The following is a 13,306-nucleotide window of genomic DNA, read 5'->3' on the forward strand; positions in this document are numbered from 1 at the left end:
GTCCGACCTACCGTATAAATTCGGCGAAATCATTCGCATACCACACTACAGCTTCATTTCCCTTGCTCGCTTCCAAGGACGGAAGCTGGCACCTTCGCGTCGGACTCCATTCGATTCGCTAGCGGGTAGCGCTGAATAACGAGCTCTCCCATCCCTCTCGTCATTTTCACCTCAGCTGTTTCCTTCGGTTGAAGGAACACAAGCATCGCCTGAATAGCAACATGCGGATCGACGGTGTCGCCGCAGGTGTAGCAGTCGAGCGCAGCGAAGCCCTTCTCGGGATACGTATGGATCGACATATGGCTCTCCGACAGCATAACGAGCACCGTCGCACCCTGCGGCTCGAACTGCTCAGCCTGTACGGATAATATCGTCGCGCCGCTCGCCTCTGCTGCTTGTACCATTTGCTGACTCAGTAGATCAGCGGCGTTCAAATGCTCGAATGCAATGCCCCATGCGTCCATTGCGACATGGCGGCCATACGTTGAATATTCCATCATCAGCACTCCCTCAGCAGCCTATTTTCTTGTTGTTTATAAAGGTCAGGACGGCGGTCATAAAAAGGAGCGACCAGCCCCTGCTCCCGATTCGTGCGCAACATGGAAAAATCCAGCTCTGCCATCACGAACATGTCCTGATTCAGCTCACCTGTCTCCAATATGCCATCCTCGGCAAAAGGCACATCGCAGGGCGTGAACAGCCCCGCCTGGCAATAGCCGCGGTCCACCTGCGGACGATCCTCACCAAGCTCCCCAACGATGCCGCTAAGCACAACGAACAGCTGGTTCTCGATTGCCCGAGCCTGCGCGCAGAGACGCACCCGGTAATAGCCGAAGGAGGTGTCCGTGTAGGACGGACATAACAGCAGCTCCGCGCCTTGATCAGCAGCAAGCCTCGCCAGCTCTGGAAACTCGATATCGTAGCAGGTCAGCATCGCAAGCTTGCCCCAGCTTGTCTCTACAATGTTGAGGCTATCCCCTGCGGTTAGCGGCCAGCGTGTTTGCTCCTCAGGCGTAAGATGCAGCTTGCTTTGCGTCTCTACCCGTCCGTCCGGGAAGAACAGGAAAGCTTTGTTATAAAACTTCCCTTCTTCCTTGCAAATATGGGTACCGCCCAAAATCATCAAGCCCTGCTCACGGCTGTTTTTTTGCATCAGCGCTACATAATCCTCGGTGTAGCTGTCTAAGTAACGGCAGGCTGCCTCATGATCCATTTCCTCCGCAAAACCGAGCAAGTGTGCGGTCATATATTCAGGAAACACAATAAGCTCAGCGCCACGTCCTGCGGCCTCCTGAATGGTGGATGTAATTCCCCCCCAAAATGCCGCCTCGTCCGCGATGCCCGTCAAGCTATATTGCACAGCTGCTACCATAAATGGCTTCATAAGCGCCTCCTATGCTACGAATGAATTTGCAAGGAATAGATGTCCGTCCTGCGGTCGCGGAACGTCAGCACATCCTTGGACTTGCGGTAGCGCTGCAAAATTTCCATGTCGACTTCGACCATGATAATCGTCTCTGTATTTTCACTGCACTCTCCGGCAATGCCGTCTCGCGGGAATGAGGAATCAGCTGGCGTATATACGCCGGACTGTGCATATTGAATATCCACATTGTCCACATGGGTCAAATTGCCGACGGTTCCCGAGGTAACCGTAAACACTTGATTTTCGACCGCCCGCGCCTGAGCGCAATACTTAACCCTTAGAAAGGTCTGGCGATCCTCCGCGCAAAAGGGAACGAAAATCAGCTGCGCCCCGGCCTCCGCCACGGCACGCGACAGCTCCGGATATTCAATGTCGCTGCTGAGCTGAATTGAAATTTTGCCGCAATCGGTATCGAATACCTCAAGCCTGTCGCCTCCGTTGATGCCCCACCATTTGCGCTCATTTGGCGAAATATGCAGCTTGTACTGCTGCTCAATCGTCCCGTCGCGGCGGAATAAATGCCCTACATTGTAAATGCGGTTATTCCGTTCCACAAAATGCGAGCCGCCAATAATGTTGACATTGTATTTCACAGCAAGCTCCGTGAACAGCTCCACGTATTCCGCTGTGAAGGTCGTCAGCTTGCGCACCGCAAGGCTAGGCGACCGATCATCGTCGAGGAAAGAGAGCAGCTGCATCGTCACATTTTCCGGGAACACGACAAAATCTGATTTATAATCGGCCGCAACATCGACGTAATGCTCGCACTGGGTCGCAAACTCCTCGAAGGAGTCGATTTTCTTCATCATATATTGAACGACGCAAATACGCACTGGAAATGAAAGCTTGTAATGGATTTTGTTGTTGCTCGGCTTATAATCAATATTGTTCCATTCCAGCAAGGAGGCATAGCTCATCGAATCATCATCATCGGGCAAATAGTTCGTCAAAATCCGCTTGAGCGTAAAGCCGTTCATCATTTGGAACGTCAGCACCGAATCATAGATATTTTGCTGCAGCACTTCCTCCGCATACTCCCGCGGCGTCAGCTTGTCGCTGTATTTGTGATAGCCGGGTATGCGCCCCCCGACTATAATGCTTTTTAGATTAAGCTTCTCAGCCAGCCGCTTGCGCGCTTCATAAAGCCGCCTGCCGATTTTCATCCTCCGGTAATCGGGGTGCACCATAACCTCCATTCCATACAAGCTCTCGCCTCGCGGGTTATGGTTGCGGATAAAGCCTTTATCCGTAATTTCCGAATACGTATGCTGCTCCAAATAGTCATCGAAGTTGACGATCAGGCTGGAGCAGGAGCCAATAATCTCGCCATCCAGCTCTACGCAAATTTGCCCCTCAGGAAAAATGCGAAGATGACTTTCGAGCTGTACTTTTTTCCATGGAGCCATATTAGGAAAGCAAATGAGCTGCAACGCAATAATTTGGTCGATATCTGCCATTTCTATATTGCGGATGATCATTTTTTTCTCAAACTGAGCAATAGGATCGGCTGTCATAGAACGCCTCATTTCATTATTTGTCCTCAGTATACGCTTGAAAGTTCATAGCTGTATTAGAGTAAGGTAAATGCTTTGTAAACTTCGCTGCATATGCATAGCATTGCCGATTTCCCCAAAAATATGGAGGCTCGCGCAAAAACGGAGGCAAAATGGGAAAAAGCCCGGCGCACAGGCTGCTTTCCCCAAAAGGGAAGGCTTTCTGCGCACCGGGCTTTTTCCGCGACAACTCGCTTTGTTTAAAGCTCTTATTACAGCTCTTATTACAGCCACATTGACTTAGTCAATCTTTATAACGCGGCCCTTTTCATCCAAAATAAACTTAGCTTTCTTCACTGTATCCTCTTTGACCATGCGTACGGAACGAACCGCTGCATCGGAAGCATCCACGACCGTCTTCCAGCCGCCTGTGTTCACCAAAGCCAGCACCTGCTCGAAATTCATATCCTTGTAGCCAAAAAAGCCGCTTTGTCCCGCCCATTCCTTGAGCAGCACCGTAAGCTTATGATTCAGCTTGTCTTCTACTGTCGCGTGAATGATTTTTTTTCTAGCCATTATTCATTTCTCCTCTATTTGACCACGAATAAGTTTAAACGCTACGCCTTAATTTCGAGCAATTCGTATTGAATGATGCCCATCGGTGCATTTACGCTGATAATGCTGCCTACTTCCTTGCCCATCAGCTCTTTGCCGAGCGGGCTTTCGTAGGAGATTTTATTGCTTGCTACATCGGCCTCTTCCGTGCCTACGATTTTGTATTCCAGCTTCTCCGCGAATTCCACATCATTCAAAATAACGGTGAAGCCAATGTTGACCCGGCTCGTATCCAGTGCTCCCACATCAATGACGCGGGCCTTCTTAAGCATTTTCTCCAAAATGATAATTCGAGTTTCCATGAAGGACTGGTCGTTTTTAGCAGAATGGTACTCGCTGTTCTCCTTCAAGTCGCCATAGCTGATGGCCAGCTTGATCCGGGCTGCGAGCTCCTTGCGCTTCACATATTTGAGATCGTCAAGCTCCGCCTCGAGCTGAGCAAGCCCCTCTTGCGTTAAAATAATTTCTTCTCTATCGTTCGACATCTTAACAGCTCCTGTCCAGCATTCTATTGTTCATTCTAACCTAATTCCACTCAACATGCGAAGACTGCCGTTTCAAGCGCGAAATATAAGCCCAGAATAGTGTGAAGCTTATAAATGCTTATATTTTAGAAAAAGCATCCCCTGACGCCTATAAAAAAGCAGTCGGAGATGCCCGTATGCCTTGCTGCCGCCCATCCTGCTCTATGTGCTATCTAGCCGCGCTTTCCTGCGGCACTTGATCCTTGGATGCCTTAATTTGCTTGCTGCGAAGCTGTCCACAGGCCGCATCAATATCCGTACCATGCTCCAGTCGAACGCTGCAGCTGAGGCCATTTTTCTTAATCGTATCATAGAACGCCCGAATCGACTCCGGCTCGCTGCGCTGATACTGGCTATGCTCATCGACAGGATTATAGGGAATGAGATTCACATTTACGAGCGGCCCTCTATCAGCGACAAGCTCGACCAGCTCAAGCGCATGCTCCACCTGATCATTCATATCCTTGAGCAAAATATATTCGAGCGTAATTCTCCGCTTCGTCTTGGCCAAATAATAATCAATGGCTTCCATCAGCTTCTCAATCGGCAATGCGCGATTAATCTTCATAATGCGCGTGCGCAGCTCATTATTCGGCGCATGCAGCGAAATCGCCAGATTGACGCCAAGATCGTTGTCGGCAAAATCCATAATCTTCTTAGTCAAGCCGCTTGTCGAAACGGTAATATGCCGCGGGCCAATTGCCAGCCCCTTTTGATCCTTGATGACCTGCAGAAAATCGACCAGGTTCGTATAGTTGTCGAACGGTTCGCCAATGCCCATAACGACCAGATGGCTGACGCGGTCGCCCTGCTGCTCCTTATCCAGATACAGCTGCGCCTTCATCACCTGCTCAACGATTTCGCCGCTTGTCAGGTCGCGGCTCTTCGCCAGCAGCCCGCTCGCACAGAAGCTGCAGCCGATGTTGCAGCCTACCTGCGTCGTCACACAGACGGACAGGCCAAACTTATGCTTCATCAGCACCGTCTCGATCAAATTGCCGTCGCTGAGCTTGAACAGAAATTTGCGCGTTCCATCCGCCGACTCCTGAAGGGTATGCTCTGCCAGCGTCTGGATGGCAAAATGCTCGGCAAGCAGCTTCAAGCATTCCGCATTAACGTCCGTCATTTCCTCAAAGGACGTGACCCGTTTCCGGTACAAATACTCCCACACCTGCGTCGCGCGGAATTTCTTATGTCCATACTCCAGCAGCCAGGCGGTTAGCTGCTCGAAGGTTAATCCATAAATGGATGGTTTCATCATGATTGTTCCTCTTTCCACTGCATTGAACGACCGATCCGTTCTTCTTTAACATTATTGTCCCAAAAATACTACTCGAACACAAGGGGCGAGGAGAAAATGGCTGTACGGGGGCCATAGGGAATGACTACCAACAATTTTCTATGACTTCCGTTCCCTTATCCGTGATGGTTACTTCCGAATATCCTGTTAACGATTCAGCATAGGAGCATATTCCTTTTTTTAACACCGCTCCTTCTGAGTTAACATAGCCTATATAAACCCCTCCCTCTTTCCCTCCCAGGGATAGATTAGGTTTTATTTTCTTTTTTTCGCCGCTTTTAATAACATCATTAGAAATATGCTTATTCTCCATTTTCACACTTTCGTATGTGTCTGCTCCTGTCAGCACCCCAAGCTCTAGTGAGACAACATCATAGCTGGATTGATTATCAATAGTGACTGAATAACTTTGAAATTGCGAAAGTAGATCTCTATTGCTTTGTATCAAGGTGAAAATAATAGTTAAACCTATGAGTAGAAAGCCAACAAAGGATACTAAAAAAACTTTTTTGCTACTATTCATATAGCTGCTCTGACCTCCTAATATATCTTCCTTCCTTTAGAATTCCCCCTTTCCTTCTCCGCTCCTTTTTTTCTGACCTATTTTCACATGGAGCTTAAAATACATTTCAAATCGACAAATAGCGACGAACTGTCTAAAATGGGGGTAGATGCTTGTGCAGCATGCAGATCAGATATAGCCGGAAGGGGCAGAGGGGCCTTGAGTCTGTCGGAGGTATTAGTTTCATTGGGTGCTTATATGCTCCCCATGCTTTTATTTTTCTATATGGGTCTGGATGTCTTGTACCGCAACCCGAAGAAGATCGAGCATCAGCTCGTCAGTCTTATTATTGCTTGTTACTTTATTCTATTTATGGAGGAGTACGTTCGTTTTCTGCTTCCTATTGAATATAGCCCCGCTCTCACAGCTTTTTGGTTTTCTAACGTTGGCATCGCCATACCTGGAATTGGCGTGCATTTCATCTCCAAATTTTCTGGCATGGACAAGCGGCTTCCGCGCTTTGTCTACCCGTATATTTTCTACCTGCCGCTGCTAATCATTCCCTTCAATATTTTTAGCAATCAAAAATACATCTCCTCGCAAGAGTTTGTTCAGGTTGGAATTTGGAAATATCCTGTATACAATTTCCCATATTTCGCCGCCATGACGGGCAGCATTGTAATTGCCATTGTGTATCTCATATTTCTATTGCTTGGACAGGCTGGAGTTAAAGCCTCTGCCGATCGTGAACGGGAGCCTATTTATCGGCTTATGATTGCAGGGACTATTATTACGATGCTTTGGGTCGGTTTTTTTGGCTATTTCCAATTCGAAAATACGCTGCCTCCTTACTCGTATTTATACGGCGGTCTCGTATGGTGCTTTATGCTGCGGCTCGCTATGCAAAGATTTGAGTTTCTCAACTCCAATAAACAGCGATATGAGCGACTGTTTAATTTGAATCCAGCTGCTATATTGCTTGTTGAGAGCTCCGGCACCATTAAAGAAGCCAACCCAAGTGCGAAGCAGCTGTTTGATCATTTACAGCTGGAGCATGCCGGACTCGATGCATTAGCTAGTACCGAGCTAAAAAAACGGCTCCGCAACCAATTGGAAATTAAAGAGCTGGAAACGAAAATTCATAAGGGAGAAAGAGAGCTGACGGTGCTTATTGATGGGGACTATGTGACGGTGGATAATGAACCGCATGTCATTCTTATTTTCCGCAATATTACGCTCATCAAGGAGCATCAGGAGCAAATTGCCTTTCTCGCTTACCATGACGCATTAACCGAATTGCCGAACCGCCGCTTCTTCTACGAAAGGCTGGCGGCAGCCATTGCGGAGGCCGAGCGGAAGCAGCAGCAGCTGGCTGTTGTGCTAATAGATCTGGATGAGTTTAAAGAAACGAATGACCGCTTCGGGCATGATGCAGGCGATGCTCTGCTGCGGCACACCGCTGGAATCATTAAAGAAAGCGTCGGCAGTCAAGGTATGGCAGCACGGCTGGGCGGCGACGAATTCGTCCTATTCTTCAGCCCGCTCCCGGCTGCCGATTGCATTTACGAAATTATTCCCGAGATTGAGGAACGGTTCGCAAGCCGTTCACTATCCTATGGCAATGAGCAGCTGTTCGCCAAGCTAAGTATGGGGATCAGCTTATATCCACGGGACGGACTGGATGGGGATTCCTTGCTGAACCGTGCAGATAAAGCGATGTACAAGCTCAAGCATGAACGCAAGCTGCGGAAGCACAATGGGGACCAGCTCCCGCAGTCGCAATCTATTCTGTAGCCGTTATATCGAAGCTGCAAAAGGCTTCAAACGCTCCAACTGACGCAGATGATGACGGAAATGCATTTCGATGAGCAAAAACCATTCCTTGGCGTACAATTCCCCAAAGCCTGGATGGGGAATTGTACGCTGCTCTGGCGCCCCCGCAAGCGCTGGCTCCAGTTCCTTCATCCGGCGCAGTACCTCGCCCATTCCTTGTACCAGCTCAGCTTTGCTTATTGGCTGGCTAGGCGTGTACTCAGGGGAGGGCTGCACCTGTATGCGCATCGGCGGCAAACTGCCCGCTGCAAAAATGGCATTTTTCCTCGCATTCGTTTCGCTTGTTGAAGCGCTTAGGCTAACGGGTGCTTGCGCTTCATCGCTCAAGCATTGCTTAGCGAAATTAAGCTGCATGTATAGCGCGCTATTTATTAGATGGACATATACCTGTCCGATCGACCATTCAGCCTCGGCTGGCTTCTGCTGCAGCTGCTCAAGCGTAAACAAGTCCAGCTCCCGTTCATATTGCTCCTTCAATGATTCAAATTGCTTCAAAGATTGTAATGTATTTTTCAATTTATACAGCCCCTTTAGATAAGATAGGGCCATTATAAGAAAAAGCTACTGACAGCTGTATGTCAGTAGCTTTCCAACATTTTAGCGGCCTCCGCCCGAATTTGCTGACGCAGCGATTCCGGCTCCAGCACAATGACGCCAGAGCCCCACCCGAGTATCCAGTGCAACAGCTCCTCCTGTACACGAACAAGAAAATTGATGTATAGACCGTCCTCTGTCTCCTCCAACGATTCCATATAAAAGTTGTTTTGCTCCTTCACTTTATCCGCGATAGAAGGATTCACCCAGATGCGTACAGACAGCTTACGGTCGTTTTCAGGCACATGAGCATGAAGATCAAAGCCCTGCGGCCGCTTGAAACGCTCATCAAGCAAGGCAAGCTGCTCCATGCGCGACAAGCGAAAATGGCGCAGCGCGGACCGCAGCTCGCAATAGGCCAGCAGTAGCCAGTTTCCCTGCGATAATACGAGTCCATATGGCGCGACTACCCGGATGCTATGCCGTCCTCCGTCCGCATTCGCAAACGCTCTCTTATAATGGAGACGTATTTTGCGCTGCTCTAATATTGCGGTACGCAATAGAGTGATATTTTGCTTATCCACTCCCCCCGCTAACGGGTCATAGGGTGCCAGCAGCTTAATCGAAGCGCGGACGCGCTGCGTTTCCTCACGGACATGCTCCGGCAGTATGGCCTCGATTTTCCCGCGGGCAGCGCCAGCCTTTGATGTATATCCCTCATCAAACTGCTGCTCGACAAACACCGTGCCGATCAACAAGGTGACCGCTTCCTCCACGGTAAAGCTCACAGGCGGCAGAAAATAGCCCTCCATTAGCGAATAGCCGACACCTGGCTCTCCGACAATCGGGACCCCGGATTCGCTGAGCGCCTGCATATCGCGATAAATCGTACGGACGCTCGTCTCGAATACCGCGGCCAAATCCTCGGCGCGCATCCTGTCTTTACGCTGAAGCTCCAATACAATCGCCAGCAACCGCTCTGTTTTATTCATAAATCCAGCCTGTCATTATCATAGCAAATACTCCTAGTTCCATATTGGATGAAAGGGGCTGCACCTGCGCTTTAAACAATCCCCATAAGCCCTTAAGCTGCTCCTACTGTACCATTTACGGATACAGGCGGACAAGCCGGGACTGAAACCTGATCCTCGCGTTTAATGGACTGCTGTTTACAAGTGCAGTCTTGTCAACGGCTGTTTGGCAGCCCATTCCATAACATCGCCTTCATAAGAGAAGCGCGAGCCATGGCACGGACAGTCCCACGTGCGCACCACATTCATTCAGAAGCTTGCCGGCCTCCATCAACGCAACTTTAAAACCAGCTTTTGCGAGAACATATGCCGTAGTGATACCCGAGATTCCCACGCTAATTACAGCAATATCTGTTTCGTGATTGTGCTTAAGTTAAAAAGAGCCTCTACAACTGAGAACAACAGAGGCTTTTTGCACTTGGAAATAATAATGCTTTAATAGTTAATAAATTTAATTTATAATTTGAAAAACAATATAGTATTTCTCCATGCTCAATTGACCCCAAATAGACTGTAACAGGATGTGCCCTTAATGCTTTTTAATTCACCCGCTTTCATTTTCGGCTTTTTGCCTCTCGTTTTTGGTGGTTATTTTCTTTTCTCATCGATTGCTTCCCCCTCCATCTCAAGGTCATGGTTAGCAGTCTGTTCGATCTTCTTCTACGGCTGGTGGAATCCTAGCTATCTGCCCATTCTTTTTGTATCCATGCTAATTAATTTTTTCCTAGGAAGGTTTTTAACTACTCATAAAAAAAAGACTGTACTCGTTATAGGCATTCTATTTAATTTAAGCTTATTAGGTTATTTCAAGTATACTGATTTTCTAATTTCTAATTTCAATTTCACCTTCTCTACCCATATATCGCTGCTCCATGTTGCATTACCCTTGGCTATCAGCTTCTTCACCTTCCAGCAAATCACCTTTATCGTAGATTGTTTTAAAAACAAGGTGAAAAATTACAGTTTTATGAATTACGCATTATTCGTTACGTTTTTTCCGCATCTTGTTGCTGGTCCCATTGTCCATCATAAAATCATGATGCCCCAGTTTCAAAACGAGCACAATCATAAAATAAATTACGAAAATATTTCCCGGGGCTTGTTTATTTTCTCCATTGGGTTGTTCAAAAAGGTTATATTAGCGGATCAATTTGCAACAACGGTAGGCAGCGGTATGGGCTATCTCGATACCATTGACTTTTTCGATGCATGGGCTCTCATATTATCCTACACGTTCCAGCTTTACTTTGACTTTAGCGGCTATTCAGATATGGCAATTGGACTAGCTCTGCTTTTCAACATTAAACTGCCCATCAATTTCAATTCGCCCTATAAAGCGACCCAATTTCAAGATTTGCTCTCTCGATGGCATATTACGTTAACTCATTTTCTCTATGAATATGTATACTTTCCAATAAACCGCTTCTTTAGTAGAAAAGTAATCCCGAGATGGAAAATTCGACTATCCTCGACCACGCAAGTCAATCTTAGCCTAATGACTTTGTTCTTAATGAGCGGTATTTGGCATGGAGCGGGTTGGAACTTCGTCATATGGGGGCTGCTTGTAGGAATTGGAATTGTCGTCTATCGGACATGGAGTAAATGCAAGATTAGACTTCCCACTATTCTCGCCTGGATGCTAACTTTCAGCTATTTAAACCTGACTTTGGTTTTCTTTAAAATGGAGAGCTTTCAGCAGGCTCTGTTGTTCTTCAAAGCTTTATTTGGTTTTCAGGGCTTCACATTACCGTTTGAACTGTCAGGCCTGCTGTCCCCTCTTGCTTCCTACGGGTTTCGATTTGTTCCAACCCCGATTAATAAGGATTGGAAATATGCGGCTTTGATTGGGTTAGGACTTATAATTGTATTAGGCTTTAAAAATAGTTCAGAGAAGATGGCGGCCTTTAAGCCTAGTATCCTTCATGCTCTCTTCTTCATCCTAATTCTTGTATATGCGCTATTAAATCTAACCAAAATATCCGAATTCCTATATTTCAAATTTTAAGGTGAATGCTATGAAAAATGATAGACGATGGACATTATCCGTTTTGACCGCAACCGCCCTGCTGCTGCTTCTAACAGCCTTCATAAATTATAAAATTGATCCGTATGGGCTATACCATTTTTCTGGAGAAAGCTATAATTACCGAAAAAGCATAAATCGGGATCCCTATCAATTTAAAACCTATCACAGCAAGCGATTACAGCCTCAGGCCATTGTTCTAGGAACGTCAAGAGCGATGAGACTCGACCCTGCCTTTATTCAATCACTCACTGGAGAGGTTACCTATAACCTAGGTCTGCCTGCTGCCACTCCTTATTCAAGCTATCAATATCTTAAATATATGCTTAAGGTTAACCCACAGCTAAACACCGTTTACCTTGGTTTAGATTTTGAAGTCTTTGATGATCAGCTAGCCGATCATGTCAACTATGTCGAGAAGCGCTTGACCAGCCCCTTCTATATTACGGACTACTTCTCTACCTTATTATCTGAGCCAGCTCTTAAAGAAAGCTGGAAAATATGGTATGACAACCATAATCACACTACTACCTATTCAGAAACCCGTTATTTGCAGGATGGCAGCTTTGATGAGAATTATGTTTATCCTGCTAATATTAATGAAGGCACATTGAATATTCTTCCAACTACGCTGGAGCTATCATCAAACAGCCTGGATGTTTTAAAAAGAATAACCCAACTGTGCGAGCAAAATCACTTGCAACTCTACCTCTACATCAGCCCGGTTCATGCAATTGTTTTAGAAACCTATTGGCAAAACAGCCTGTGGCCACAATATGAAGAGTGGAAACGACAACTAGTTAATATCGCCCCCATATGGGACTTCACTGGCTACCACAATATTTCTACCAGTTCGCTGCAAACAGGGGAGAACTACAACGACCTTTCTCATTTTTCAAAAAAAATAGGCAACCTCATATTGGAGCGCATGCTGAACCTTCATGATGAGCAGGTTCCTTCCTATTTCGGAGTCCTGCTTACCACGGATAATGTAGAAGAGCATTTAAAGGAACTACGACAAAATAGAGAACGATGGCCCGAAAAGAATAAAAAAATGGCCGACCTATTGGCCAGCTATTAATAAATATAAACACCTTTCCTTATGAATCCAGCCCACTGCTGGGACGCGCTAATGGTATAGTAGCGAATCAAACTCAACAAGGGAGCAAATGGATGCCTTCCTTATTTGCTCCTTTAAAACGTTATGAGTCGACTATAGAACTTAGTCATATTATGGTTTAAATTTCGCAGATGTGGTCACCGCGCATTCAAATAGGCAATGCCCAGCCCGCCCGTCACCGGATTTTTATAAATTTCGCAATTGACATCAAATACGTCGCTGATCGTTTCCTTCGTCAGCACCTCTTCCGGCGTACCGCCGGCATAGATTCGACCCTGCTTGATGATATACAAATAATCGCAATACTCAGCCGCCAGCGTCAAGTCATGCAGCGCAGCCAAAATGCCGATGCCCAGCCCTTTGACGATGCTTAAAATTTGCAGCTGATATTTAATGTCGAGATGATTCGTCGGCTCATCCAATATCATAAACTTCGGCTGCTGCGCCAGCACCCGGGCGAGCACGACGCGCTGCTTCTCCCCGCCAGAGAGCGACATATAGCTGCGATCGGCATAATGGGACAGGTTAACCCGGCGAAGCGCCTCATCCACAATTTCCTCATCCCGCTGATTATCCGTCTCCAGCATGCCTTTATGCGGCGTTCGGCCCATCATGACCATTTCGCGCACATTGAAGTCGAAGCTCATTTCATTGAACTGCCCGACTACGCCGAGCTGCCGCGATACGATCTTCGGCTTGGCTTTCAGCACATCGGTATCACTAAGAAACACTTGTCCCTCCTTAGGCTTAATTACTTTGTAGATGCTTTTGAGCAGCGTTGATTTGCCGCAGCCGTTTGGCCCGATAAGGCCAACAAACTGCTGGCTGTTCACCTTGAGCGAAATGTCCTTCACAATGTCCGCATTCGCAAACGATACGGATATATGGTCTACCGTCAGCTTCAT

At 47.1% G+C, this 13,306-nt stretch carries 14 protein-coding genes and 1 pseudogene; 3 read left to right on the forward strand and 12 right to left on the reverse strand.

Going from position 1 to position 13,306, the window contains the following annotated elements; genetic code table 11:
* Window positions 1-53: 53 nt before the first annotated feature.
* From speD to V5J77_RS25900, 7 genes are all read right to left on the reverse strand, one after another.
* Window positions 54-497: an adenosylmethionine decarboxylase gene (gene speD / locus V5J77_RS25870; RefSeq protein ID WP_338557078.1), complete on the reverse strand. Its 444-nt coding sequence runs from the start codon at window positions 495-497 to the stop codon at window positions 54-56.
* 2 nt (window positions 498-499) lie between these two features.
* Window positions 500-1,384, reverse strand: coding sequence for a carbon-nitrogen hydrolase family protein (locus V5J77_RS25875; RefSeq protein WP_338553658.1), 885 nt, complete (start codon window positions 1,382-1,384; stop codon window positions 500-502).
* Between the two features lie 14 nt (window positions 1,385-1,398).
* A complete protein-coding gene (locus V5J77_RS25880; RefSeq protein WP_338553659.1) occupies window positions 1,399-2,940 on the reverse strand; it encodes a GNAT family N-acetyltransferase in 1,542 nt (513 codons plus the stop codon).
* 279 nt (window positions 2,941-3,219) lie between these two features.
* The gene (locus V5J77_RS25885) at window positions 3,220-3,495 is read right to left on the reverse strand and encodes a hypothetical protein (RefSeq protein WP_338553660.1); all 276 of its coding nucleotides are present in this window, start codon (window positions 3,493-3,495) and stop codon (window positions 3,220-3,222) included.
* Window positions 3,496-3,536: 41 nt separating this feature from the next.
* Window positions 3,537-4,019: a transcription elongation factor GreA gene (greA, locus tag V5J77_RS25890; RefSeq protein ID WP_338553661.1), complete on the reverse strand. Its 483-nt coding sequence runs from the start codon at window positions 4,017-4,019 to the stop codon at window positions 3,537-3,539.
* Between the two features lie 208 nt (window positions 4,020-4,227).
* Entirely contained in the window at window positions 4,228-5,319 is a 1,092-nt protein-coding gene (rlmN, locus tag V5J77_RS25895) for a 23S rRNA (adenine(2503)-C(2))-methyltransferase RlmN (protein ID WP_338553662.1), read from the reverse strand.
* A 124-nt stretch (window positions 5,320-5,443) separates the two neighbouring features.
* A complete protein-coding gene (locus tag V5J77_RS25900) occupies window positions 5,444-5,881 on the reverse strand; it encodes a hypothetical protein (RefSeq protein WP_338553663.1) in 438 nt (145 codons plus the stop codon).
* 198 nt (window positions 5,882-6,079) lie between these two features.
* Between V5J77_RS25900 and V5J77_RS25905 the strand changes: the two genes are divergently transcribed.
* A complete protein-coding gene (locus V5J77_RS25905; RefSeq protein WP_338553664.1) occupies window positions 6,080-7,654 on the forward strand; it encodes a sensor domain-containing diguanylate cyclase in 1,575 nt (524 codons plus the stop codon).
* Between the two features lie 3 nt (window positions 7,655-7,657).
* On the opposite strand, the gene V5J77_RS25910 is transcribed toward V5J77_RS25905, so the two are convergent.
* The 4 genes and pseudogenes from V5J77_RS25910 to V5J77_RS25925 form a co-directional block, all read right to left on the reverse strand.
* Window positions 7,658-8,209: a DinB family protein gene (locus tag V5J77_RS25910; RefSeq protein ID WP_338553665.1), complete on the reverse strand. Its 552-nt coding sequence runs from the start codon at window positions 8,207-8,209 to the stop codon at window positions 7,658-7,660.
* Between the two features lie 62 nt (window positions 8,210-8,271).
* Window positions 8,272-9,219: a YafY family protein gene (locus tag V5J77_RS25915; RefSeq protein ID WP_338553666.1), complete on the reverse strand. Its 948-nt coding sequence runs from the start codon at window positions 9,217-9,219 to the stop codon at window positions 8,272-8,274.
* A gap of 177 nt (window positions 9,220-9,396) precedes the next feature.
* A pseudogene (locus V5J77_RS25920) lies at window positions 9,397-9,495 on the reverse strand ((2Fe-2S)-binding protein); the annotation flags it as partial.
* Window positions 9,452-9,592: a hypothetical protein gene (locus tag V5J77_RS25925; protein ID WP_338553667.1), complete on the reverse strand. Its 141-nt coding sequence runs from the start codon at window positions 9,590-9,592 to the stop codon at window positions 9,452-9,454. The gene V5J77_RS25925 and the pseudogene V5J77_RS25920, both read right to left, overlap by 44 nt.
* Before the next feature lie 198 nt (window positions 9,593-9,790).
* Here V5J77_RS25925 and V5J77_RS25930 point away from each other — a divergent pair, with 198 nt between their 5' ends.
* Together V5J77_RS25930 and V5J77_RS25935 are read left to right on the forward strand one after the other, a co-directional pair.
* Window positions 9,791-11,263: an MBOAT family O-acyltransferase gene (locus tag V5J77_RS25930; protein WP_338553668.1), complete on the forward strand. Its 1,473-nt coding sequence runs from the start codon at window positions 9,791-9,793 to the stop codon at window positions 11,261-11,263.
* Window positions 11,264-11,273: 10 nt separating this feature from the next.
* Complete coding sequence (locus V5J77_RS25935; protein WP_338553669.1) at window positions 11,274-12,362, forward strand: hypothetical protein; 1,089 nt, start codon at window positions 11,274-11,276, stop codon at window positions 12,360-12,362.
* Window positions 12,363-12,538: 176 nt separating this feature from the next.
* Here V5J77_RS25935 and V5J77_RS25940 read toward each other — a convergent pair whose 3' ends face one another.
* Entirely contained in the window at window positions 12,539-13,306 is a 768-nt protein-coding gene (locus V5J77_RS25940; protein ID WP_338553670.1) for an ABC transporter ATP-binding protein, read from the reverse strand.

The organism is Paenibacillus sp. KS-LC4, assembly GCF_036894955.1.
Classification (GTDB): Bacteria; Bacillota; Bacilli; order Paenibacillales; family Paenibacillaceae; genus Pristimantibacillus.